General features: G+C 63.1%; 22 protein-coding genes and 1 riboswitch. Of the genes, 21 read left to right on the top strand and 1 reads right to left on the bottom strand.

The genetic code is table 11. The features are described 5' to 3' along the window. Positions 1 to 48 precede the first annotated feature (48 nt). The 17 genes from FF124_RS00890 to FF124_RS00810 all read left to right on the top strand — a co-directional run bounded on the left by FF124_RS00890 (position 49) and on the right by FF124_RS00810 (position 19,942). Entirely contained in the window at positions 49 to 1,008 is a 960-nt protein-coding gene (locus FF124_RS00890; protein WP_138746592.1) for a 2-hydroxyacid dehydrogenase, read from the top strand. 85 nt (positions 1,009 to 1,093) lie between these two features. Continuing rightward, complete coding sequence (locus tag FF124_RS00885) at positions 1,094 to 1,315, top strand: hypothetical protein (RefSeq protein ID WP_138746591.1); 222 nt, start codon at positions 1,094 to 1,096, stop codon at positions 1,313 to 1,315. A 36-nt stretch (positions 1,316 to 1,351) separates the two neighbouring features. After that, a complete protein-coding gene (locus FF124_RS00880) occupies positions 1,352 to 1,588 on the top strand; it encodes a hypothetical protein (RefSeq protein ID WP_138746590.1) in 237 nt (78 codons plus the stop codon). Positions 1,589 to 1,720: 132 nt separating this feature from the next. Next, entirely contained in the window at positions 1,721 to 3,025 is a 1,305-nt protein-coding gene (gene pncB / locus FF124_RS00875) for a nicotinate phosphoribosyltransferase (protein WP_138746589.1), read from the top strand. Positions 3,026 to 3,112: 87 nt separating this feature from the next. Further along, positions 3,113 to 3,311, top strand: a riboswitch (cobalamin riboswitch). A 161-nt stretch (positions 3,312 to 3,472) separates the two neighbouring features. Further along, positions 3,473 to 5,407 (top strand): TonB-dependent receptor domain-containing protein, encoded by a 1,935-nt coding sequence (locus tag FF124_RS00870; RefSeq protein ID WP_138746588.1) that lies wholly within the window; start codon positions 3,473 to 3,475, stop codon positions 5,405 to 5,407. Beyond that, positions 5,408 to 6,349, top strand: coding sequence for an ABC transporter substrate-binding protein (locus FF124_RS00865; RefSeq protein ID WP_138746587.1), 942 nt, complete (start codon positions 5,408 to 5,410; stop codon positions 6,347 to 6,349). Then, the gene (locus tag FF124_RS00860; RefSeq protein WP_138746586.1) at positions 6,346 to 7,347 is read left to right on the top strand and encodes a FecCD family ABC transporter permease; all 1,002 of its coding nucleotides are present in this window, start codon (positions 6,346 to 6,348) and stop codon (positions 7,345 to 7,347) included. The genes FF124_RS00865 and FF124_RS00860 overlap by 4 nt, the downstream gene beginning before the upstream one ends. Continuing rightward, positions 7,347 to 8,120: an ABC transporter ATP-binding protein gene (locus FF124_RS00855; protein WP_425462496.1), complete on the top strand. Its 774-nt coding sequence runs from the start codon at positions 7,347 to 7,349 to the stop codon at positions 8,118 to 8,120. The genes FF124_RS00860 and FF124_RS00855 overlap by 1 nt, the downstream gene beginning before the upstream one ends. Before the next feature lie 199 nt (positions 8,121 to 8,319). Continuing rightward, complete coding sequence (locus FF124_RS00850; protein ID WP_138746584.1) at positions 8,320 to 9,570, top strand: aspartate kinase; 1,251 nt, start codon at positions 8,320 to 8,322, stop codon at positions 9,568 to 9,570. 85 nt (positions 9,571 to 9,655) lie between these two features. Then, the gene (ptsP, locus tag FF124_RS00845) at positions 9,656 to 11,923 is read left to right on the top strand and encodes a phosphoenolpyruvate--protein phosphotransferase (protein ID WP_138746583.1); all 2,268 of its coding nucleotides are present in this window, start codon (positions 9,656 to 9,658) and stop codon (positions 11,921 to 11,923) included. A 59-nt stretch (positions 11,924 to 11,982) separates the two neighbouring features. After that, a complete protein-coding gene (gene prfA, locus FF124_RS00840) occupies positions 11,983 to 13,065 on the top strand; it encodes a peptide chain release factor 1 (protein ID WP_138746582.1) in 1,083 nt (360 codons plus the stop codon). A 10-nt stretch (positions 13,066 to 13,075) separates the two neighbouring features. Next, positions 13,076 to 13,942, top strand: a complete 867-nt coding sequence (gene prmC / locus FF124_RS00835; RefSeq protein WP_246072134.1) for a peptide chain release factor N(5)-glutamine methyltransferase — start codon at positions 13,076 to 13,078, stop codon at positions 13,940 to 13,942. A 318-nt stretch (positions 13,943 to 14,260) separates the two neighbouring features. After that, positions 14,261 to 15,010, top strand: a complete 750-nt coding sequence (locus FF124_RS00830; protein ID WP_138746580.1) for a DUF4167 domain-containing protein — start codon at positions 14,261 to 14,263, stop codon at positions 15,008 to 15,010. Between the two features lie 122 nt (positions 15,011 to 15,132). Beyond that, positions 15,133 to 15,765, top strand: coding sequence for a (d)CMP kinase (cmk, locus tag FF124_RS00825; protein WP_138746579.1), 633 nt, complete (start codon positions 15,133 to 15,135; stop codon positions 15,763 to 15,765). Between the two features lie 172 nt (positions 15,766 to 15,937). Continuing rightward, the gene (rpsA, locus tag FF124_RS00820) at positions 15,938 to 17,644 is read left to right on the top strand and encodes a 30S ribosomal protein S1 (RefSeq protein WP_138746578.1); all 1,707 of its coding nucleotides are present in this window, start codon (positions 15,938 to 15,940) and stop codon (positions 17,642 to 17,644) included. 157 nt (positions 17,645 to 17,801) lie between these two features. Beyond that, entirely contained in the window at positions 17,802 to 19,517 is a 1,716-nt protein-coding gene (locus tag FF124_RS00815) for a S1 family peptidase (protein ID WP_138746577.1), read from the top strand. Between the two features lie 80 nt (positions 19,518 to 19,597). Beyond that, positions 19,598 to 19,942 carry a DUF6665 family protein gene (locus FF124_RS00810; protein WP_138746576.1) on the top strand — a complete coding sequence of 115 codons (345 nt, stop codon included), beginning with the start codon at positions 19,598 to 19,600 and terminating at the stop codon, positions 19,940 to 19,942. 77 nt (positions 19,943 to 20,019) lie between these two features. Here the strand turns inward: FF124_RS00810 and FF124_RS00805 are convergent, their stop codons facing one another. After that, on the bottom strand, positions 20,020 to 20,193 hold the full coding sequence (locus FF124_RS00805; protein ID WP_138746575.1) for a YdcH family protein: 174 nt from the start codon (positions 20,191 to 20,193) through the stop codon (positions 20,020 to 20,022). Between the two features lie 329 nt (positions 20,194 to 20,522). Between FF124_RS00805 and purE the strand changes: the two genes are divergently transcribed. The 4 genes from purE to FF124_RS00785 all read left to right on the top strand — a co-directional run bounded on the left by purE (position 20,523) and on the right by FF124_RS00785 (position 23,039). Continuing rightward, positions 20,523 to 21,026, top strand: coding sequence for a 5-(carboxyamino)imidazole ribonucleotide mutase (gene purE, locus FF124_RS00800; RefSeq protein WP_187326759.1), 504 nt, complete (start codon positions 20,523 to 20,525; stop codon positions 21,024 to 21,026). Positions 21,027 to 21,030: 4 nt separating this feature from the next. Beyond that, complete coding sequence (locus FF124_RS00795; RefSeq protein ID WP_138746574.1) at positions 21,031 to 22,086, top strand: 5-(carboxyamino)imidazole ribonucleotide synthase; 1,056 nt, start codon at positions 21,031 to 21,033, stop codon at positions 22,084 to 22,086. Positions 22,087 to 22,232: 146 nt separating this feature from the next. After that, positions 22,233 to 22,358, top strand: a complete 126-nt coding sequence (gene ykgO, locus FF124_RS00790) for a type B 50S ribosomal protein L36 (RefSeq protein ID WP_018064355.1) — start codon at positions 22,233 to 22,235, stop codon at positions 22,356 to 22,358. Between the two features lie 87 nt (positions 22,359 to 22,445). Continuing rightward, on the top strand, positions 22,446 to 23,039 hold the full coding sequence (locus tag FF124_RS00785) for a tetratricopeptide repeat protein (RefSeq protein ID WP_138746573.1): 594 nt from the start codon (positions 22,446 to 22,448) through the stop codon (positions 23,037 to 23,039). Positions 23,040 to 23,046: the final 7 nt, after the last annotated feature.

The following is a 23,046-nucleotide window of genomic DNA, read 5'->3' as shown; positions in this document are numbered from 1 at the left end:
CTCACGACGCAAGCTTGACCATTACGCCGACCCTAATAGGAAGTCCCGATGCCCAAAGCCCCCATCCTGATCGACCTCAAATTCTCCGGCCGCGCGGCGATCGTGGAGGCGCTCGGGGCTTGCTTTTCCGACCGCCCGGTGATCGACCTCGCCGATCCGCGAACGAAGGGCCGCGATCTTTCCGATTGCCGCTATGCCGTCTTGTGGAAGCCGGATCACGATCTGTTTTCGCGCGCGCCGAATCTCGAAATTCTCTTTTCCGGCGGGGCGGGGGTCGAGCGGGTGCTGGCATTGGAAGGCCTGCCGGATGTGCCGCTGGTGCGTTTCGTCGATCCCTCGCTGACGCGCCGGATGAGCGAATATGTGGTGCTACAATGTCTTTACCATGCCCGCCGCATGCCGGATTATGCCCGCCTCAAGGCCGAGAAAGACTGGCAACCGCTGCCGGCTGCCGAGGCCGGAGACTTCACCGTCGGCATCATGGGGCTCGGCGTTCTGGGGCAGGATGCGGCGGCGAAGCTGAAGATCATGGGCTTCAACGTGATCGGCTGGTCGCGCCGCAAGAAAGAGATCGATGGCGTTGAATGTTTCGATGCCGGAGGCCTCGACGAATTTCTTGCCAGGACGGACATCCTCGTCGGCCTTCTGCCGCTGACCGATGAGACGGTCGGAATCTTCAATCGCGCGCTGTTTGAAGCGCTCCGCCGTTCCGGTCCGCTTGTGCGCCCCGTCTTCATCAATGCCGGACGCGGCGGTTCGCAGGTCGAGGCCGATATCCTCGCGGCGCTGGACGAGGGCCTGCTTCACGGCGTCTCGCTCGATGTGTTCGAAACCGAGCCGCTGCCCGCGACAAGCCCTCTCTGGGCGCATGAGCGGGTCGTCGTCACGCCGCATGTGGCGTCCGATACCGATGTGCGGGCGCTTTTTGCCCATGTGGAACGCCAGATCGCCCGGTTCGAAGCCGGTCTGCCCCTGCAGCATGTCGTTGATCGCACTGCTGGCTACTGACCGTTTCGGAACAAAGACCCGCGTCCCGACGTTTTGTCGCTTTAGATCCACTTCCGTCGATTGCACGGAGGGGAGGGAGAACGACATGACGACGCATTTCGATCCGAAGGAAGGCCGCCCTGTCACCTATCCGGGCGAGAACAATTATCCGCAGAAGAGCGAGGACGACACGCGCGTGTCCGAGACCGAGAAGCGGCACCTCAATCGCGGCCGGGCCGTGATCATGGTCATCATCGCCGTCATGGTCGCCGTGGTGCTGATCTGGGGCGGTGCCTCGTGGCTGTTCGGCGCGCCCGGTGCGGGCTGATTCTCTCCGCAGGAGAAACGATAAGGGAGGTAGACAATGGTTGAAAAAAAGAAGACGGGAAGCCGGTCTGATGATGTCGAGGTCGACGTGACCCCGACCGAAGCCCGTCACTCCGAGCGCGGACGACCGGTGCTCGTCATTCTGGCCAGCGGTCTGGTCCTGGCCTTTCTGGTCTGGGGCGCTGTGGAACTCTTCGCCCCGCGCGGCGGCGATCCCGCGGTCGAGACCGTGACCGAAGACGCAGCCCAGACGGAACAGGCGCCGGCCCAGTAAAGCTCAATTCGAGCAAAACGGCTCTGGACTTTTCATCGCCTTTGCAGCTAAGTCATGGGCCCGAAAGGGCGGCATGGCGGCTCTTTCCAGCGTTTTTTTCGCCTGAGAGGCGGCTCGAAAGGCCGAAGAGCGATGCCGAAGACCGATATTGCAACGCGGGTCTACGACCATAGCTGGAAACTCGACCCGATCATCCGCAGCCTGCTGGATACCGATTTCTACAAGCTTTTGATGCTGCAGATGATCTGGAAGCTTTATCCGGACGTCAATGCGACATTCTCTGTCATCAACCGGACGACCTCGGTGCGCCTTGCCGACGAGATCGACGAGAGCGAGTTGCGCGAGCAGCTTGACCATGCGCGCGAGATCAGGCTCACCAAGAAGGAAATGATCTGGCTTGCGGGCAACAGCTTTTACGGTCGCTCGCAGATCTTCGAGCCGGAATTTTTGACCTGGCTCGCCAATTTCCGCCTGCCCGAATATGAACTGACCAAGCGCGACGGCCAGTATCAGCTCGATTTTCACGGTCCCTGGATGGAAACCACGATGTGGGAGATCCCGGCGCTGTGCATCATCAATGAATTGCGCTCACGCGCGGCGATGAAGGACCTTGGTCTCTTCACCATCGACGTCACCTATGCCCGCGCCAAGGCGAAGATGTGGGCGAAGGTGGAGCGGCTGGCCGCGCTCGAAGGCTTGAGGATTTCCGATTTCGGCACGCGTCGCCGGCATTCCTTCCTCTGGCAGCGCTGGTGCGTGGAAGCGCTGAAGGAAGGGATCGGCCCGGCCTTCACCGGCACCTCCAACGTGCTTCTGGCCATGGATACCGATCTGGAGGCAGTCGGCACCAATGCGCACGAGCTTCCAATGGTTGCGGCAGCGCTCGCCGAAACCGACGAGCAGCTTGCGGCAGCGCCCTACAAGGTGATGCAGGACTGGAACAAGCTTTACGGCGGCAATCTGCTGATCGCGCTGCCCGATGCTTACGGCACCACCGCTTTTCTGCGCAACGCGCCGGATTGGGTTGCCGACTGGACCGGTTTCCGCCCCGACAGCGCACCGCCGATCGAGGGCGGCGAGAAGATCATCGACTGGTGGAAAAAGATGGGCCGCGATCCGCGCGAAAAGATCCTGATCTTTTCCGACGGGCTTGATGTCGACGCGATCATCGAAGCCTACAAGCATTTCCAGGGCAGGGTGCGCATGAGCTTCGGCTGGGGCACCAATCTCACCAATGACTTCATCGGCTGCGCGCCGCACCGCGTCGGCGGGCTGAAGCCGATCTCGATCGTCTGCAAGGTTTCCGACGCCAACGGCCGCCCGGCGGTCAAACTTTCCGACAATCCGCAAAAGGCGACCGGAGACCCGAAGGAAGTCGAGCGCTACCTGAAGTTCTTCGGCTCCGAGGACATGCACAACCAGCCTGTTCTGGTGTGATCGCAGCTGTGGCCGAAACGCAATAGGTTGAATTTGTCTCAACATTTCGCACGTCTCTCGTCGTTGACTTGGCGGCGCGCCGCCGCATAGATTGCGCGCGGATCAGGTTCCGTTCGAAAGGACGGATGAAAAGGGAACACGGGACAGGGCCTTTCGCCCCATCCGTGGCTGCCCCCGCAACTGTAGCCGCTGAGCCGTTTCCAAATGTCACTGGATTAATCCGGGAAGACGGAAACAATGGCGATGACGCGGAAGCCAGGAGACCTGCCCGATCCCGTCACCCATGCCGGAACACGGGGTTCTTGTTTTGGCGCGGTCTGCCGTCGCGGTGACATTTCGAAACGATGTTGCCACCGACGGGACAGGATCGCGACCGGGTTTTGCCGCCGCATCTCTTCCCCGACGGGCTTTTCGGCTGGCTTCACGCCAGCCGCTTGGGGATAGTCAATGAAGAAATTTATGCTTGCGGCCTCTGCCGCATTCCTGATCCTGATGCCAACGCAAGGGGCGCTTGCCCAGAATGCCGCGCCCGTCGAAGACGGCGTGATCGAACTGCAGCCGGTCTATGTGACCACGCCGCTGCGCCGTCCTACCACGATCCTGCAGTCGACCTCGACGGTGACCGTGATCGACAAGGAGGACATCGAAAGATCGGCAGCGCCCGACCTGCCGTCGCTGCTGAGGAAATATCCGGGCGTCAACATCACTGCCAATGGCGGCCAGGGCGCGCAGGCGACGGTCACGCTGCGCGGCGCCAGCGCGTCGCAGACGCTGGTGCTTGTCGACGGCATGCGGGTGGCCTCTGCCACCGGCGGTTCGGCCTATCTCGCCAATATTCCGTTGTCGGCGATCGAACGGGTCGAGATCGCCGAGGGCGCGCATTCCGCCGAATGGGGCGCCGATGCGATCGGCGGCGTCGTCAACATCATCACCAGGGACGGCTCGACCTGCGCCAACGGCCAGGCAATCTGCACCACGGTGGAGACCGGCGTGACTTGGCCCTGGGGCGGTTTCGGCACGATTGCGACCCGCGGGATCACTGACAATGGCGTCGATTTCAACCTCGGCCTCTCGCTGCTTGGAACCGAGGGCTATGACTTCACCACGCCGGAAAATTCAGTCCATGAACCCGGCCGCGACGGTTTCCTGCAGGGCGCGTTCAATTATGCGATCGGCAAGGACTTCACCTGGGGCAGGCTTTATTCGGAAGGCTTTTATGCCCGCTCCAATCCGCATTTTGACGCGGCGCCCTATGCCGACTGGATGACCGGCGCCATGGTCTACGGCGCCAACCAGTCGATCCAGACCAATGCCGCCTTCAAGCTCGGCGCGGAACTCGATCATTCCGATGACTGGTCCTCCGTCTTCGAGATCTATTCGGCCTTCGATTACCAGAAGAACTTCCGCGACGACCATCCGGAAGCCGAAACGCATTACGATACCAACCGTTTCGGCCTTTCGGCATCGACCACGAAGGAGGTGATCGCCGGCGACGCGCTCAACAGCTTCACCCTTGGCGGCGAGGCCTATCGCGAGACGGTGGACAGTTCCGTCGACTACACCGAGACCGGCCGCAATGTCGGCGCGGTCTACGGCCAGTACGGCCTCGAATACGAGGCGCTGACGCTGAACGCCGGCCTGCGCTATGATGCCGACGAACAGTTCGGCGGCGCGCTTACCTATAATCTCGGCCTGGGCTATGAGCTCCTGCCCGGCCTGACGGCGCGCGCTTCCTATTCGACCGGCTTCAATGCCCCCACCTTCAACGATCTCTACTGGGCCTATGACGGTTCCTATGTGGGCAATCCGGATCTCGATGCCGAGACATCGAAGAACTGGGAAGCCGGCATCAACTGGGATTCGGGGACCGGCACGGTTATCGATCTCGTCTACTATGAAAACCATATCGACGACATGATCGCCTATGTCTCCGCGCCGCCGTCCTATATCGGCACGATGGAGAACATCGACAGGGCGAAGATTTCCGGCGTGCGGGCCGTCTGGTCCGAGACCCTGATGGATGACCGGCTCGGGCTCGACTTCGGCTTCGAATACCGCCTGCCGAAGAACGAGACGGACGATGTCTATATCGCCAACCAGAACCGGCTGAAGCTCACGGCGGCGGCAAGTTTTCAGGCCACCGAAGCGCTCAATCTGAACGCCGATATCGAATATGTCGGCAGTCGCTGGACCAATGAATCGAGCTATAATCCGCAGCTAGGCGACTACACGCTGGTCAACGTCTCGGCGCTCTACGACATCGATCCGGCAGCGAGGGTCAAGTTCGCGGTGGAGAATCTGTTCGATGAGGACTATGAGACCACCTATGGCTACAAGGCGCCCGGCACCACGGTGACGCTTTCCTACCAGAGGACGTTCTAGATGTTGCGGTCGGCGCTTTCGGCTCGAAATCTCCTGAAGCTCGCGAGCCTCTGCGCCGGCCTCCTTCCCGTCCTGCCGGTTTGCGGCCCGGCCTTCGCCCACCATGAGAGCTTCGCGCCCGGCCGCGTCGTCTCGATCAATCTGTGCACCGACCAGATGGCGATGCTGCTTGCCGGAGACGGCCAGCTCGTCTCGGTGTCGAACCTTGCCGCCGATCCGGCAGTTTCGGCGATGGCGGAGGAGGCCAGCGGCTACAGGCTCAATCACGGCCTGGCCGAGGAAATCTTCCTGATGAAGCCCGACCTGGTGCTTGCCGGCAGCTATACCACGCGCGAGACGGTGGACCTCTTGAAACGGCTCGGCATCCCGGTGGCCGAGTTTGACCCCGAGGCCTCGCTTGAGGATGTCCGCGAGAACATCCTCCGCATGGGCCATCTTCTCGGCCATGAACAGGCCGCCGGAAGGCTTGTCGCGGATATGGATGAGACGCTTGCGGCGCTTGCCGCCGCGCCCGCAAGCCACAAGACCGCAGCGCTCTATTTTGCCAACGGTTATACCTCGGGCGAGGGAACGCTTGCCGGCGATGTCGTCGCCAGAGCAGGGCTTGAGAATATCGGGATTTCGGCCGGTATTGACGGGCTCGGCCGCCTGCCGCTCGAACGTCTGGTCATGGCCGCGCCCGACGTCATCATCGGCGGGGACAGCGGCTATGATGCGCCGGCGCTGGCCGAAGCGCCCTTTGTCCATCCCGCCTTCCGCGCAGCCGCCGCAAAGGCGCAGCTTGTCGACCTGCACAGCCGCCTGACGATCTGTGGTGGGCCTTTCAATCTCAAGGCCGTGGCAAGGCTGAAAAGCCGCGCCGCCGCCAATGGCCTTCCCGACGATGGCGGTGCAGGCGCCCGTTTCAGCGGCTGGGAACTCCGCTCCGGAAACGCGCCATGACGGAACGCGGCCGCTACGTCTTGCTTCTCACCGGCCTCAGCCTCCTGGTGGCGGCGCTGTTCATGGCCTCGCTCACCATCGGTCCGGCAGGCTTCGGCTTCCGCGCGGCACTCTCCGGGCTTTTCAGCGATGATGCCGGGGCGATCGCGCTGATCATGCAGGAGATCCGGCTGCCGCGCGCGCTTCTGGGGCTGACGATCGGCGCGACGCTCGGCCTGTCAGGCGCGGTGCTGCAGGGCTATCTGCGCAACCCGCTGGCCGAACCCGGGTTGCTCGGCGTCACGGCCTCTGCCTCGCTCGGCGCGGTGATCGCGATCTATACGGGCTTGTCAGCGCTTTTCGCGCTGGCGCTGCCGGTTCTGGCGCTGGTCTTCGCCTTTCTTTCGGTCGTGCTGGTGCGGTTTCTCGCCGGCGGCGGGGCGCGCAGCCTGTCGATCATTCTCGCGGGCGTCGCCGTCACGAGCTTTGCCGGCGCGATGACGGCGCTGGCGCTCAATCTTTCGCCCAATCCCTTCGCCGCCATGGAAATCATGTTCTGGATGCTGGGCTCGCTGGCCGATCGGTCCATGCTGCAGTTCTGGCTGGCGGTGCCGTTCATGGCGCTCGGCTGGGCGTTGCTGTTTTCATCCGCGCGCGCGCTTGACGCGATGACGATCGGCCACGAAGCGGCGCAAAGTCTCGGCATATCGCCGAAAGTCACGGATAGGCTGGTGATCTGGGGCGTGGCGACAAGTGTCGGGGCTGCGACTGCCGTTTCCGGCACGATCGGCTTTGTCGGCCTGGTGGTTCCGCATCTCCTGCGCCCGCTCGTCGGCGCGGTGCCGTCCAGGCTTTTGCCGGCCAGCGTGCTTGGCGGCGCGGCGGTGCTTCTGGCGGCCGATGTCGCCGTGCGCTTCATCGCGCCGGAACGGGACCTGAAGATCGGCGTCGTGACGGCGCTCATCGGCGCGCCCTTCTTCTTGTGGCTGATCTTCAAGACAAGGCGGGAGCTGATTTGATGCTGCTTGGCGCTGAAAATCTCACCGTACGCATTGGCGGCCGCGCCATCATCGACAATGTGGCCCTTTCCGTCGGCCATGGCGAGCTTGTCGGTCTGATCGGGCCGAACGGCGCCGGCAAGACGACGCTTCTGAAGGCCTGCCTCGGCCTCATCCGCGCGGCCGGCGACGTGCAGCTGATGGACAGGCCGCTTGCCCGTATGACGCCGCTCGAACGCGCCCGCGCGGTCGCCTACCTGCCGCAGGACCACGAGATCGCCTGGGCGGTGGCGGTGCGACATATCGTCGGCCTCGGGCGCCAGCCCTGGCGCGATTGCTCGGCCTTCGGCGATTACGCCGGCGGCCAGATTGTCGCCCGGGCGATGGCGCGCATGGGCGTCGAAGGGCTCGCCGAACGGCGGGCGAACACGCTTTCCGGCGGGGAGCGCGCGCGGGTGCTGATCGCGCGGGCGCTTGCCCAGGCAACGCCGCTGCTGATCGCCGACGAGCCGGTGGCCGGCCTCGATCCGGCGCACCAGATCGCGCTGATGGAGGTATTCGCATCGCTTCTCAATGAAGGCCGGTCGGTGGTCTGCTCGCTGCATGACCTGGGCCTGGCCGCTCGCTGGTGCACGCGCCTGGTGGTGCTTTCGCAGGGATGCGTCGTCGCCGACGGGCCGCCGTCTGCGGTGCTGCGACCGGAAATCCTCCGGCGCGTCTATGGCGTCGAGGCGTTTTTCGGGCATGCGGACGGCGGCCCGGTGGTCATGGCGACCGGGCTTTCGAAAAAATAGCCGCTTTCCGATCGGGACACCCGACAAACTCTTGCCAAGCGCCATTGCGCGCCGGGTTCGATTTCGCTAAGAAACCGCAGCTTTCCCGGCTTCAGTATCCGGTCGCGACCAGAACGGGCCGTCGACCGGTCGCCATAGGACAGCCATGGTGTCGCGTCCGCCATCGCTTTCGGACGTTTTTGAATTCGAGTGTTGGAATATGGCCCGCATTGTCATGAAATTCGGCGGTACCTCTGTCGCCAATATCGAGCGAATCCGCAATGTGGCGCGCCATGTCAAACGCGAGGTCGATGCCGGCCACGAGGTTGCCGTCGTCGTTTCCGCCATGGCCGGCAAGACCAATGAACTGGTCGAGTGGACCCGCGAAGCCTCGCCGATGCATGATGCGCGCGAATATGACGTGGTCGTTGCCTCAGGCGAACAGGTGACCTCCGGGCTTCTGGCCATCGTGCTGCAGTCCATGGGCGTCAACGCCCGCTCATGGCAGGGCTGGCAAATACCGATCAAAACCGACAGCACCCATGGCGCGGCCCGTATCGCCGATATCGACGGTTCGGATATCATCAAGCGCATGGGCGAGGGGCAGGTTGCCGTCTGCGCCGGTTTCCAGGGCATCGGCCCGGACAACCGGGTCGCGACGCTCGGGCGCGGCGGCTCGGATACCTCCGCCGTCGCCATCGCCGCCGCCGTTCACGCCGATCGCTGCGATATCTACACCGATGTCGACGGTGTCTACACCACCGACCCGCGCGTCGAGCCGAAGGCGAAGCGCATGAAGAAGGTGGCCTTCGAGGAAATGCTGGAAATGGCTTCGCTGGGCGCCAAGGTGCTGCAGGTGCGCTCCGTCGAACTGGCCATGGTCCATAAAGTGCGCACATTTGTGCGTTCGAGTTTCGAGGCGCCGGATGCGCCGGGCATGGGCGACTTCGACAATCCGCCCGGGACCTTGATTTGCGACGAGGATGAGATTTTGGAACAGGAAGTCGTGACCGGCATCGCGTATGCCAAGGATGAGGCGCAGATCTCGCTGCGCCGCGTGGAAGACCGCCCCGGCGTTGCCGCCGCCATTTTCGGGCCGCTTGCCGAGGCCCATGTCAATGTCGACATGATCGTCCAGAATATTTCCGAGGACGGCACCCACACCGACATGACCTTCACGGTGCCAGCCTCCGACGTGGAAAAGGCCAAGGCAGCGCTCGCCGCCAAGCATTCCGAGATCGGTTATGACGCGATCCAGAGCGAGACGGAACTTGCCAAGATTTCGGTGATCGGCATCGGCATGCGCTCGCATTCCGGCGTTGCCGCGTCGGCCTTCAAGGCGTTGTCTCAGAAGGGCATCAACATCAAGGCGATCACCACGTCCGAGATCAAGATTTCGATCCTGATCGACGGCGCCTATGCCGAGCTTGCTGTCAGAACTTTGCATTCCTGCTACGGTCTCGATAAATAAGCCGTAACGGATTGTCCGCAAACCCCTTCGTTTCGGAACGGTCCGCCTGAAACCTTGTCGGTTTCTCCACCGGGGACAGACTGCTATGAACCACCAAGCACCGAGCCCGCGTATCCTGCTGAAGCGGCTCAGGGAACTGATGGCCGAGCCGCTGGAGCCGCAGGACCGCCTTGACCGCATTGTTGGCCAGATCGCCGACAACATGGTCGCGGCCGTGTGTTCTGTCTACGTGCTTCGCGCCGACAGCGTGCTCGAGCTCTACGCGACGCAAGGCCTGAAGCGCGATGCGGTGCACCTGGCGAGCCTGCGCATGGGCCAGGGGCTTGTCGGCACGATCGCCGCGTCGGCGCGGCCGCTGAACCTGTCCGACGCCCAGTCGCATCCCGCCTTCCGCTACCTGCCGGAGACAGGCGAGGAAATCTATCATTCCTTCATGGGCGTGCCGATCCTGCGCGCCGGGCGCACGCTTGGCGTTCTCGTGGTGCAGAACACCGACGAGCACGCCTATAGCGAGGAAGAGGTCGAAGCGCTGCAGACTGCGGCGATGCTGCTTGCCGAACTGATTGCCTCTGGCGACCTGAAGAAGATCACCCGGCCGGGCATGGAACTCGATCTGATGCGCTCGGTCTCGCTGTCGGGCGATGCCTATGGCGAGGGCATCGCGCTTGGCCATGCCGTGCTGCACGAGCCGCGCATCATGATCAACAACCTCGTCAACGAGGACAGCGACGCGGAGATCGCGCGGCTGCGCGCGGCGATGGAGAAGCTCAGATTTTCGATCGACGAGCTTCTCCAGCGCAATGACGTCTCGTCGGAGGGCGAGCATCGCGAGGTGCTGGAGACCTACCGCATGTTCGCCCATGACCGCGGCTGGGTGCGGCGGCTGGAAGAGGCGATCATGCTGGGGCTGACGGCAGAAGGCGCCGTCGAGAAGGTGCAGAGCGATACCAAGGCGCGGATGATCCGGCTGACCGACCCCTTCATGCGCGACCGCATGCATGATCTCGACGATCTTGCCAACCGGTTGCTGCGCCAGCTGACCGGTCATGCGGTCGATACGGACGGGGAGAATTTTCCCGAGGATGCCGTTGTCGTCGCCCGCGTCATGGGCCCGGCCGAACTGCTTGACTATCCGCGCGAGAAACTGCGCGGTCTCGTGCTCGAGGAGGGGGCCGCGACCAGCCACGTCATCATCGTCGCGCGCGCCATGGGCATACCGGTCATCGGCCAGGCGACCGGCGTCGCCGCCCAGGTGGAAAACGGCGATGCCGTCATTGTCGATGGCGACGATGGCGAGGTGCATGTGCGCCCGCTCGATGCCGTGATCACGGCCTATGAGGAAAAGCTGAGGCTCAGGGCGCGTCGTCAGGAACAGTTCCGGGCGCTGCGATCCGTCGATCCGGTCTCCGCCGATGGCGTCCGCGTGAAGCTGATGATGAATGCCGGGCTTCTCGTTGACCTGCCGCAGCTTGATGATTCGGGCGCGGAAGGCATCGGCCTGTTCCGCACCGAGCTGCAGTTCATGATCGCCTCGCGCATGCCCAAGGCCGCCGAGCAGGAGAGCTTCTACCGGCAGGTGCTGGATCACGCGGGCAACCGTCCGGTCACCTTCCGCACGCTCGATATCGGCTCCGACAAGATGGTCTCCTATTTCCGCTCTCAGGAAGAGGAAAACCCGGCCATGGGCTGGCGCGCCATCCGTCTGGCGCTCGACCGGCCCTATCTCCTGCGCATGCAGTTGCGCGCGCTGATGAAGGCGTCCGCCGGCGAGACGCTTCGGGTCATGGTGCCGATGGTCTCCGAGGTCGGCGAGATCCGCGAAGCCCGTGCGCTGATGGCCAAGGAAGTGCAGCACATGGCCCGCTTCGGCCACCGGGTGCCGCGCAGAATAGAGCTTGGCGCCATGCTGGAAGTGCCGGCGCTGCTCTACGAGATCGATGAGTTGATGGCCGAGGTCGACTTCGTCTCGGTCGGCTCCAACGACCTCTACCAGTTCTTCATGGCGATCGATCGCGGCAACGCCCGCGTTTCCGACCGCTATGACACGATCAGCAAGCCTTTCCTCAGGATGCTGCGTGATATCGTGCGCGCCGGCGAGCGCAACAATGTTCCTGTGACGCTGTGCGGCGAATATGCCAGCAAACCGATTTCCGCGCTGGCGCTGTTTGCCATCGGCTATCGTTCGGTGTCGATGTCGGCAACCGCGATCGGCCCGGTCAAGGCCATGCTGCTCGGGCTTGATATCTCGGCCGTCAGCAATGTCGTCAACGCCGCGCTCGACGATCCGTCCAATCTGACGCCGATGCGCGCTCTGCTTGAGCGTTTTGCCAGCGAGCACAATATTCCGCTTTAGCGGCGTTTTCTAAAACGCAGGCGGCAATAAAGATCAATAACAAGCGGAGAGAATGACCCGTGGCGATGCTACCACAGGAAAAGATGCGGGAACTGGAGCGGCGTTTTGCCGAGGTCGAGGCGCGCATGTCGTCCGGTCCCGACGCCGAGACCTATGTGAAGCTTGCCTCCGAATATGCCGAGCTTGAACCGGTGGTGGCCAAGATCCGCGCCTACCAGTCCGCCGAGCGCGAGCTTGCCGATCTTGAAAGCCTGCTTTCCGACCGTGCGACCGACCGGGAGATGCGCGCGCTCGCCGAAATGGAAGTGCCGGAGCTTGAGGAGCGCATCGAGGCGCTGACCGGGGAAATCCAGCTGCTGCTCCTGCCGCGCGATGCGGCGGACGAGAAGAGCGCCGTGCTGGAAATCCGCGCCGGGACCGGCGGCTCCGAGGCGGCGCTCTTTGCCGGCGACCTGTTCCGCATGTATGAGCGCTACGCCTCCGACAAGGGCTGGAAGGTCGAGGTGCTTTCGGCCAGCGAAGGCGATGCCGGCGGCTACAAGGAAATCATCGCCTCCGTCTCCGGTCGCGGCGTGTTCTCGCGGCTGAAATTCGAATCCGGCGTGCACCGGGTGCAGCGCGTGCCGGAAACCGAAGCCGGCGGTCGCATTCATACGTCAGCGGCAACGGTCGCCGTTCTTCCCGAGGCGGAAGACATCGACATCGAGGTTCGCCAGGAAGATATCCGCATCGACACGATGCGTTCGTCGGGTGCCGGCGGCCAGCACGTCAACACGACCGACTCGGCCGTGCGCATCACCCATATCCCGACCGGCATCGTGGTCACCAGCTCGGAGAAATCCCAGCACCAGAACCGGGCAAAGGCCATGCAGGTGCTGCGCGCCAAGCTCTTCGACATGGAGCGCCAGCGCGCCGACAGCGAGCGGTCTGCCGACCGCAAGGCCCAGGTTGGCTCCGGCGACCGGTCGGAACGCATCCGCACCTATAATTTTCCCCAAGGCCGCGTCACCGACCACCGCATCAACCTGACGCTCTACAAGCTCGATGCCGTGATCGCCGGCGATCTCGATGAGATCGTCGATGCGCTTGTGGCCGACTATCAGGCCGGCCAGCTCGCGCTTCTCGGCGCGAAGGCCAATTGAGGGTGCGGGCGTGACGACGCTTTCAGCGCTCTATCGCAAGGCCGTCGCCGCCTTCGAGGCGAAAGGCCTTGAAACGCCGGCGGAGGACGCGCGTCATCTCGTGAGCGGCGTGCTTGGTCTTTCCCTCACCGAGATGATGACCGAGGGCGACCGCGAGATTGAGCCGGACGAAGAGGCGGACGTGTCTGCCGCCATCGAAAGGCGGCTTTCCCGTGAGCCCGTCTACCGCATTCTCGGCGCGCGCGAGTTCTTCGGTCTCGACTTCATCCTGTCCGCCGACACGCTGGAGCCCCGGCCCGACACGGAAATCCTGGTCGAGCAGGGGCTTGCCATACTTGAACGGACGGTGCGGCGGAAGGGCTCCGCCAGATTCGTCGACCTTGGCACGGGAACTGGGGCGATTGCGGTCGCTCTCCTGAAAAATTGCGCCGGAGCGACGGCGCTCGCAACGGATATTGCAGACGGCGCCCTTGAAACGGCGCGCGCCAATGCCTTGATAAACGGTGTTGCAGACCGCTTCGAGACGGCGCGCGGGCCGTGGTTCGATGCGGCAAAGGGGCGATACGACATGATCGTGTCAAATCCGCCCTATATCGTCTCGGACGTGATCGAAACACTGGCGCCCGAGGTGCGGGACCATGATCCCGCCCTTGCGCTTGATGGAGGCAAGGACGGTCTTGACGCTTACCGCGCGATTGCGGCGAAAGCTTCGGAACATCTGGCCGAAAACGGCGTCATCGCGCTTGAAATCGGCTATGACCAGAAGGATACGGTAACCGAAATCTTTTCGGCGGAAGGGTTCGTGCTAACGGATTCGCACAAGGATTTGGGCGAAAATGATCGCGTTGTCATTTTCGCAAGTGCCCGGAAAAGCTGAAAATCAGGTCGCTTCCGAGCTTTTTCAAATGAGGTGAAGAAAGGGCTTGGAATTTTTAAACAAGCACGATAGGTTGCAGCCACGCAAAACGGTGACTGAACGAAACGGGCGATTCGTCGCCAGGCAGCAGTCTCAAGGTTTTTCGTCCAATGTTGGTTCATTGTGACATGCCGTCTTTTGCGTGATTCAGGTATTTGGATTCCACGAATGGCAGCGGGTTATTTGCCCTGCCAACGGGGCTATGCCGCCGTGTTTCGCTGATGCGGGAACGGCCAGGGCGTAGCTCGACCATTGACAGAAAATTCAGGTGAATACTCCATGAGGTCAGGACAGCAGAATAAGCGCAGCCGGGGGCGCGGCGGCAATAATAACTTCAATCGCAAGGGCGCCAACCCGCTGACCCGGACCTATGACAGTTCCGGTCCTGATGTGAAGGTGCGGGGCACCGCGCAGCACGTTGCGGAAAAATACATGTCGCTTGCGCGTGACGCGCAAGGGGCGGGCGACCGGGTGATGGCGGAAAACTATCTCCAGCACGCCGAGCACTATAATCGCATCATCGCCGCGGCCCAGTCGCAGCTTCAGGAGCGCCACCAGCGTGACGACCGCTCCGACGACGACAATGACGATGTTGCGGCCAGGAAGGGCAACAACAGCAATAGCCAGTCGTCGTCCGATGAGCGTGGCGAGCGCAACGAGCGCAAGGAACAGCAGCGCAGGCAGGAGCCGCAGGTGGATGCCGATGGTCCGCAGCCGGTGATCGACGGAACGCCGGCCGAGGTTGCGGCCGAAGAGGCCGAGGGCCAGCCGGCAGCGAAATCCCGCCGCCGTTCGACCGCCGCCAGCCGTCCGCGCCGCACCAAGCGCGCCGCTGCGGAAAATGCCGGCGAGGACGACAATGCCACTGCAGCCGTTGAGAATGCCGGCGAGGCCGAGGCCCCCAAGAAGCCGGCGCGCCGCCGGCGCACCCCGAAGGCCGAGGCTGAAGGCGATGACGGCAAGGACGCGCCGTCCAAGCCGGCCAAGAAGGACAAGGCCCCCGCGCTTGCCGACAGCGCTTCGGAGTAAGCCTTCCTTACGACATTTCAGGATTGGGCCTGGCTGTCTCAGCCGGGCCCTTTCTGTTTTCATCGGTTCCGGTTTGCAAACATATGCGCTATGTCAGCGTCAAACGGAACGGAATGGGTGTCATGGGCTTTGTCATCGCAATCGACGGACCGGCGGCGGCCGGCAAGGGAACGCTGGCGCGAAAGCTCGCCGCGCATTACGGCCTGCCGCACCTTGATACCGGGCTGACCTACCGCGCGACCGCGAAGGCGCTCCTCGACGCGGGAAAGCCGCTGGACGACGAGGCGGTCGCAGCAAGGATGGCTGCCAGTGTCGATCTCGCCAATCTCGACCGCGCGGTGCTTTCGGCCCATGATATCGGCGAGGCGGCGTCGAAGGTCGCTGCCATGCCCGCTGTGCGCGTCGCGCTGGTGGAGGCCCAGCGACGGTTCGCGTCGACTGGCAAGGGCGCCGTGCTCGACGGGCGCGATATTGGCACGGTTGTCTGCCCCGAGGCGCCGGTGAAGCTTTATGTGACAGCCGATGCCGAGATCCGCGCCAGGCGCCGCTATGACGAGATCGTGGCGAGGGGAGAGACGGCCGATTTCGATGCGATCCTCGACGATGTCCGCCGCCGCGACGCGCGGGATATGGGGCGAAAGGACAGTCCCCTGCGCCCAGCGGACGATGCGCACTTGCTTGATACGTCCAAAATGGGTATAGAGGCCGCGTTTCAGGCCGCGCGCGCCCTTGTGGACCAGCGGCTCGACCCGTAATGCATGCGGAGGAGACTCCGCAAATCAAGGTTTTCACTGCATCCATGCGCCGGAATGCTCTTTGTCTTTTCTGAAAAGGCGAAGAGGGGTGCGGTGACAGCCGAAGATCAACACCAGCCACCGGCGCAACGCGTGTTCGGTTCAAGAGAACGGACACGATCCAGGAGTTTCTATGACTGCACAAACCCCCACGCGCGACGATTTCGCCGCAATGCTCGAGGAATCCTTCGGCGCGAACAATGATCTTGCCGAAGGCTATGTCGCCAAGGGCCTGGTCACGTCCATCGAAAAGGACATGGCCATCATCGACGTCGGCCTGAAGGTCGAAGGTCGCGTACCGCTGAAGGAATTCGGCGCGCGCGGCAAGGATGGCGAGCTGAAGGTCGGCGACGAAGTCGAAGTCTATGTCGAGCGCATCGAAAACGCGCTGGGCGAGGCTGTCCTGTCGCGTGAGAAGGCCCGCCGCGAGGAAGCATGGGTCAAGCTCGAAGCCAAGTTCGAGGCCGGCGAGCGCGTCGAAGGCATGATCTTCAACCAGGTCAAGGGCGGCTTCACGGTCGATCTTGACGGTGCGATCGCCTTCCTGCCGCGTTCCCAGGTGGACATCCGTCCGATCCGCGACGTCTCCCCGCTGATGCACACGCCGCAGCCGTTTGAAATCCTCAAGATGGACAAGCGTCGCGGCAACATCGTCGTTTCGCGCCGGACCGTTCTTGAGGAAAGCCGTGCGGAACAGCGTTCGGAAATCGTCCAGAACCTCGAAGAAGGCCAGGTTGTCGAGGGTGTCGTCAAGAACATCACCGATTACGGCGCCTTCGTCGATCTCGGCGGTATCGACGGTCTGCTGCACGTCACCGACATGGCATGGCGTCGCGTCAACCACCCGACCGAGCTTCTGTCCATCGGCCAGCAGGTCAAGGTTCAGATCATCCGCATCAACCAGGAAACGCACCGTATTTCGCTGGGCATGAAGCAGCTTGAAGCCGACCCGTGGGATGGCATCCAGGCCAAGTATCCGGAAGGCAAGAAGATCTCCGGTACGGTCACGAACATCACCGATTACGGCGCGTTCGTCGAGCTGGAGCCGGGTATCGAAGGCCTGATCCACATCTCGGAAATGTCCTGGACCAAGAAGAACGTACACCCCGGCAAGATCCTGTCGACCACGCAGGACGTCGATGTTGTCGTGCTCGAAGTCGATCCGGCCAAGCGCCGCATTTCGCTCGGCCTCAAGCAGACGCTTGAGAACCCGTGGGAAGCCTTCTCCTTCTCGCATCCGTCTGGCACGGTTGTCGAAGGCGAGATCAAGAACAAGACCGAATTCGGCCTGTTCATCGGTCTCGAAGGCGATGTCGACGGCATGGTGCACCTTTCCGACCTCGACTGGAACCGTCCGGGCGAGCAGGTCATCGAGGAGTACAACAAGGGTGACGTCGTCAAGGCTGTTGTTCTCGATGTCGATATCGACAAGGAACGCATCTCGCTCGGCATCAAGCAGCTCGGCAAGGATTCGCTGACGGAAGCCGCTGCTTCCGGCGATCTGCGCAAGGGCGCTGTCGTGTCCTGCGAAGTCACGGCCGTCAACGATGGCGGTGTCGAGGTCAAGCTCGTCAATCACGACGACATCTCGGCCTTCATCCGCCGTTCGGACCTCGCCCGCGATCGCGACGAGCAGCGCCCCGAGCGTTTCTCCGTCGGCCAGGTCTTCGACGCCCGCGTCACCAACTTCTCCAAGCGCGACCGCAAGGTCATGCTCTCCATCAAGGCGCTTGAAATCGCCGAGGAGAAGGAAGCCGTCGCACAGTTCGGTTCGTCCGACAGCGGCGCTTCGCTCGGCGACATCCTGGGCGCGGCTCTGAAGAACCGCGACGACCAGTAAGCGTTCCGCTTGCACTGACTGAGTTCAAGCCGCCGGGTGGCAACGCCCGGCGGTTTTTCTTTTTGGCCCCAACGATGCCAGGACGACTTGATTTTGCCGGCTCCCGGAGGGCACGATAGGGACCCGGTAAGGCAAGGGGAGTTCAGGGGGGGGTCGAATGCGTTTCCTGTTGTTGGTGTGTTTTCTTCTGGCCCCGTCGGCAAACGCTCTCGCCGCGTTCGTGTCTCCCGGCGACTGTCTCGCCGTGCTTGCCTCCCGCCCGACGCTTGCTGCAGCCGAGGACTATCGCGTAAGCCACCCCGAATACGATATCTCCGCGATCTATCTGAGCAGCAATGGCTGGTTCGCGCTGACGGGCGACATGCTTGACGAGGATGAAGCCGATGCGCGGCTCAACAGCATGAAAGCGGGCGGATTGATCCCCGGGGATTCCTTCTGCTCGAGCGGCAAGGGCCTTGTCGAACGCGTCTGGCCGGCCACTTCGATCCGGCCCGCTTCCCCGCCGGACCTTTTGTTTTCCGAGTTCGACGCACGGCCGCTCGATCGCGATGAGAAGCGTTTTCTCCAGGCGTCGCTGGCGCTCACCGGCGATTATGACGGCCGGCTCGACGGACAGTGGGGGCGCGGCTCCCAGTCGGCGCTGGATCGGTGGAGCCTGCGCGAGTTCGGTGAGCTTCCCAGCAATTTCCATGTGGCCTTCCTCGCCGCCGCCGGCAGCGAGATGCTGGAAGCCGACGACTGGGATGTCTATTACGATAGCAATCTCGACATATCGCTGCTGGCCCCGTTCGCCATTGTCTATGCCGGTGATACCGACGAGCGGATGCTGGAGATCCTCTCCGACGACGACAGTTTCGCCGCTGTCGCAGCGCTGACGGACCGCGCGAGCGCGATCGGCTTCCACGAGATGCTGATCGCCAACGCCTCGGGCGTCTACCGCACCGAGCCCTACATCGTGCGCAGGGACGATTTCTGGGTTACCTCCTATGCCGAAGATGGGCACATGGCCTATCAGCGGACGGATTTCAGCCGCGGCACAGGCCTTGCGCGTATGGCGCTCTTCACGGCGGAGACGGCCGGAGGGCGGGCGGTGGCGAACCTCATGGTCGCGAGCTATCGCACCGGCGGCCAGCGCCCGCTCCAGATCCCGCCCGCGGGCCGGCTGATGACCTATATGAAGGCGACGCTCGATGTGCTTTCCGCCGACGACGAGGCCGCGCCGGCGACCGAGTCGAACCCGGCACAGACGACATCGCAGGCCCGCTCCTCGGGCAGCGGCTTCTATATCAATGACGCCGCCGATGTCATGACCAATGCGCATGTGGTCGAAGGCTGCGGCCGGCTTGCCGTTGACGGGGCTGAGGCCGCGCTTGCCGCGGTTGATGCGCGGCTCGATCTGGCGATCCTCAGGCGCGGCTCGAGACTGCCGGAGGAAGCCGAAGCCCTCGCCTTTGCCGCGACACCCGCACGGCTCAATTCGGATGTCACGGTTGCCGGCTTTCCGCTGAAAGGGTTGCTCGATACGCTCAACGTCACGCGCGGGTCGGTTTCCGCGCTCAAGGGCATGGACAATGACGCGACCCGGCTGCAGATCACGGCGCCCGTGCAGGCCGGTAATTCCGGCGGGCCGATCGTCAACCGCCACGGGCAGGTGGTCGGCGTTGTCGTTTCGAAGATGAACGGCCTCACTGTTGCAGAGCTGACCGGGGACCTGCCGCAGAATGTCAATTTCGCCGTGCGCGGCAGCATCGCGCGCATCTTCGCCGAGGCCAACAACATTTCGACATCCCTGTCGGGCGAAACGACCACGCTTTCGCCGGAGGCGCTTGCCGAGCAGCTTTCCCGGGCCACCGTCCTGATCGAGTGCTACTGAGGAGGCAGATCTGCGCCTGCCCTTGAACTTCGGCCCGTGTTTTCCGATGTTGGGAAGACGAAGCGGTAAAGGAAAAGGCCATGGAAAAGAAGACGCCCATACTGCCCGGGACCAACAGCAAGCCGCTCGATCCGCGGATGGATGCCCTGCAATACGAGATCATGCAGGAGACGGCGCAGGCGCTGGGCCGGATCGGGCGCAGGCTGGAAGAGGCGCTCGCCGCGCTCAAACGCCACGACGAGACGCCGGGCTCCAACCAGGATCGCGATGCACTGGTGCAGGAGGCGGCCGATCGCGCCTTCGCGCTGTTCATCCAGCGCGACTATCTCGGGCTTCGAACCGACCATCACCTGACATCGACCTATGATATTCCCCGTGAGGTGATGCTGCGCGTCGGCGTCATGAAAAAGGCGGAAAAAACTTAAGAAGCCTGAGACCGCAGCCAAAAAAACGCCCCGGTCGAAAACCGGGACGCTTTGCATTTTACGGAAAGGCCAGCTGATCAGTTCGCCGAGTGCTGAAGGCGCTCGATTTCGTCCTTGAGCTGAAGCTTCTTGCGTTTGAGTTCGTTGATTTCCTCATCATGGCTTGACGGCGAGGACATCACGCTCTGCAGCTTCTTTTCGAGCGCGGAGTGTTTTTCCTCCAGGGCGGCAAGGTGGGTCTGAACTGTCATTTTCGCACGTCCTTCCTTCGTTTATCGCCGCAGCATGCGGCGCCTCGTCATCAATTTGCAAAAAAATCATGCCATGTTTCGTGACGCTTGTCGAAGGCGGAAATGTGATTTTCCGGCGGCATTTTCAATGTCTGCGCTGTCACGCGGCAATCGCTTGCTTTTCACCGAAATCGAATGATGCTAAGGCCTTTGCGGGCAGGCTTGTGCCGCATCTGACCGTGGCCCGGAGCGTCCGGCGTGAAAGGTGAAGACCGGTTTCGAAACTCCGACGCGCAACAACCCCGGCCCGGTTTCGCCAGAACTGGAACCACGACCGAAATGGAAGGCCGATGAGCCCGATCATGAACCCGAAAGTCGCCATCGTCATGGGCTCCCAGTCCGACTGGGAAACGATGAAGAACGCCGCCGACACGCTCGACATTCTCGATGTCGACTACGAAGCTCGTATCGTCTCCGCGCACCGCACGCCGGACCGGCTCTACGATTTTGCCCGCGGCGCGCGCGGCGAGGGTTTTCAGATCATCATTGCCGGCGCGGGCGGGGCGGCGCATCTGCCGGGCATGCTGGCCGCGCTGACGCCGCTGCCGGTCCTTGGCGTTCCGGTTCAGTCGCGCGCGCTTTCAGGCCAGGACAGCCTGCTTTCGATCGTGCAGATGCCCGCGGGCGTGCCCGTGGGAACGCTGGCGATCGGCAAGGCGGGCGCGGTCAATGCCGCGCTCTTGGCCGCCGCCGTTCTGGCGCTGACGGATCCGGAGCTTGCCGGAAGGCTCGATGACTATCGCGCCCGCCAGGCGGCCCATGTCGCAGAATATCCCATCGACAAGGACGAATAGGCCCATGAAAACCATCGGCATCATCGGCGGCGGCCAGCTCGGCCGCATGCTGGCCATGGCCGCAGCCCGGCTTTCAATCCGCACCGTCATCCTTGAGCCTGATCCGCATTGCCCGGCGGCCCAGGTGGCGAACGGCCATATCGTGGCGGGTTATGACGATGACCGCGCGCTGGGTGAGCTTGCGTCCCATTGCGATGTCATCACTTACGAGTTCGAGAATGTGCCGGAAAAGAGCGCGGCCCGGCTCGCCGCCGAGCGACCGGTCTATCCGCCGGCGCGCGCGCTGTCGATCTCGCAGGACCGGCTGACGGAAAAATCCTTCCTCAACGATTGCGGCATTCCGACTGCCGGGTTCCACGCCGTCGACAGCCGCGCCGATCTCGATGCGGCGCTGCAGCTCTTCGGCGGGCGCGGCGTGCTGAAGACCCGCCGTTTCGGCTATGACGGGAAGGGGCAGTGGGTCTTCACCGGCGCGGGTGACGACGCTGGAGCCGCCTTTGAAGCCCTTGGCGGGGCGCCGGCGATCTTCGAGGAATGGATCGATTTTGCCTGCGAAATCTCCGTCATCGCCGCGCGCGGCATGGATGGCAGCGTCGTCTCGTTCGATCCGGCCGAGAATGAGCACAGCGGCGGCATTTTAAGGGTCTCGCGCGTTCCCGCACGCGTTTCCGGCGATGTGATCGAGAAGGCGAAGATCGCCGCCGAAAAACTGCTCTCGGCGCTGGAATATGTCGGAGTCGCCGGGCTGGAACTCTTCGTCGCCCGGGACGGGCGGCTGCTTGCCAATGAATTCGCCCCGCGCGTGCACAATTCCGGCCACTGGAGCGAGGCGGCCTGCGTCACCTCGCAGTTCGAGCAGCATATCCGCGCCGTTTGCGGCCTGCCGCTGATCGATCCGGCGCGCCACAGCGATTGCGTGATGTACAATATCATCGGCGACGATATGGACGATATCCCGCGCTACATGATGATGCCAGGCGCGCTTGTTCACCTCTACGGCAAGGCCGAGACACGGCCGGGGCGGAAAATGGGGCATGTCACCGTGCTTTCGCCGCGATGAAACCCGCCGGAACGGTTGACTTTCGCCCGGCCTTTCGCTAGGTACCGGCCACAGCCAAGCGCGCCCCATTCCGGCGCGCTTTTGAATGTTGAAACAGACCGCCTTTACTGATCAGTCGAGAGCGGCACAAACAGCGGATCGAAAACATGAAGATCAAGAATTCGCTCAAGGCGCTCAAGTCCCGTCACCGGGAAAACCGTCTGGTGCGCCGCAAGGGCCGAGTATACATCATCAACAAGCAGAACCCGCGCTTCAAGGCCCGCCAGGGCTGAGTGCGTTCACCGGTCCGTGATCGGGCCGGGGCAATATCTGTTTGAATTTTCGCCATGACGGGATACCATCCCGTCATGCGCTTTTTCATGCCTGTTTTTCTGACGCTCGTTGCGCTCGCCCCTCTGGCGGGTCAGCCTGCTCTCGCGCAGAGCGATGCCGGTGTCGCTCCGGTCCGGGAAGAGCCCACGCTCGAGGCGCCTGGCGATCCGCTCGACGCGATGTATCGCAATCTCGCCCGCACCCGCGATCCCGCGCGCGCGGCCTCCTTTGCCAAGGAAATCGACGATTATCTCGACCGCTCGCCGAGCGCGACGGTGTCGCTGCTGATCGAATGGTCGGACGCGGCGGAGGCCGATGGCCGCACGGCGGCCGCACTCGACTTCCTGTCAGAGGCGATCGCGCTCAGGCCCGGTGAACCGGCGGCCTATCGCAAGCGCGCCGTCATCCATTATACCCATGGCGACTTCAACCGGGCTATGGACGATATCGGCGCAGCCCTTTCGCTGGAGCCGCGCGATTTCGGCGGGCTCGGCCTGATGGCGACGATCCTTGACCGGACCGGGCGACCGGAGGCCGCGCTCGCAGTCTGGCGGCGCTATCTCGACTTCTACCCCGCCGACCGCGATGTCGGCGCCTATGTGGACAATACGGAAAACGATCTGGCCGGCCGGCGGCTGTGATCGGTGC

Origin of the sequence: Martelella lutilitoris (assembly GCF_005924265.1) — a bacterium.
Classification (GTDB): domain Bacteria; phylum Pseudomonadota; class Alphaproteobacteria; order Rhizobiales; family Rhizobiaceae; genus Martelella; species Martelella lutilitoris.
This window is presented reverse-complemented; position numbering and strand designations above follow the sequence as displayed.

Bases quoted from the DNA above. Each gene is read 5' to 3' on its own strand.
- FF124_RS00885 (WP_138746591.1), top strand. From the start codon at position 1,094: ATGACGACGCATTTCGATCCGAAGGAAGGCCGCCCTGTCACCTATCCG.
- FF124_RS00805 (WP_138746575.1), bottom strand. From the start codon at position 20,193: ATGACAGTTCAGACCCACCTTGCCGCCCTGGAGGAAAAACACTCCGCG.
- rpsA (WP_138746578.1), top strand. From the start codon at position 15,938: ATGACTGCACAAACCCCCACGCGCGACGATTTCGCCGCAATGCTCGAG.
- cmk (WP_138746579.1), top strand. From the start codon at position 15,133: ATGGGCTTTGTCATCGCAATCGACGGACCGGCGGCGGCCGGCAAGGGA.
- pncB (WP_138746589.1), top strand. From the start codon at position 1,721: ATGCCGAAGACCGATATTGCAACGCGGGTCTACGACCATAGCTGGAAA.
- ptsP (WP_138746583.1), top strand. From the start codon at position 9,656: ATGAACCACCAAGCACCGAGCCCGCGTATCCTGCTGAAGCGGCTCAGG.
- ykgO (WP_018064355.1), top strand. From the start codon at position 22,233: ATGAAGATCAAGAATTCGCTCAAGGCGCTCAAGTCCCGTCACCGGGAA.
- FF124_RS00890 (WP_138746592.1), top strand. From the start codon at position 49: ATGCCCAAAGCCCCCATCCTGATCGACCTCAAATTCTCCGGCCGCGCG.
- FF124_RS00870 (WP_138746588.1), top strand. From the start codon at position 3,473: ATGAAGAAATTTATGCTTGCGGCCTCTGCCGCATTCCTGATCCTGATG.
- FF124_RS00860 (WP_138746586.1), top strand. From the start codon at position 6,346: ATGACGGAACGCGGCCGCTACGTCTTGCTTCTCACCGGCCTCAGCCTC.
- purE (WP_187326759.1), top strand. From the start codon at position 20,523: ATGAGCCCGATCATGAACCCGAAAGTCGCCATCGTCATGGGCTCCCAG.
- FF124_RS00785 (WP_138746573.1), top strand. From the start codon at position 22,446: ATGCCTGTTTTTCTGACGCTCGTTGCGCTCGCCCCTCTGGCGGGTCAG.
- FF124_RS00810 (WP_138746576.1), top strand. From the start codon at position 19,598: ATGGAAAAGAAGACGCCCATACTGCCCGGGACCAACAGCAAGCCGCTC.
- FF124_RS00880 (WP_138746590.1), top strand. From the start codon at position 1,352: ATGGTTGAAAAAAAGAAGACGGGAAGCCGGTCTGATGATGTCGAGGTC.
- FF124_RS00830 (WP_138746580.1), top strand. From the start codon at position 14,261: ATGAGGTCAGGACAGCAGAATAAGCGCAGCCGGGGGCGCGGCGGCAAT.
- FF124_RS00865 (WP_138746587.1), top strand. From the start codon at position 5,408: ATGTTGCGGTCGGCGCTTTCGGCTCGAAATCTCCTGAAGCTCGCGAGC.
- FF124_RS00855 (WP_425462496.1), top strand. From the start codon at position 7,347: ATGCTGCTTGGCGCTGAAAATCTCACCGTACGCATTGGCGGCCGCGCC.
- FF124_RS00815 (WP_138746577.1), top strand. From the start codon at position 17,802: ATGCGTTTCCTGTTGTTGGTGTGTTTTCTTCTGGCCCCGTCGGCAAAC.
- FF124_RS00795 (WP_138746574.1), top strand. From the start codon at position 21,031: ATGAAAACCATCGGCATCATCGGCGGCGGCCAGCTCGGCCGCATGCTG.
- FF124_RS00850 (WP_138746584.1), top strand. From the start codon at position 8,320: ATGGCCCGCATTGTCATGAAATTCGGCGGTACCTCTGTCGCCAATATC.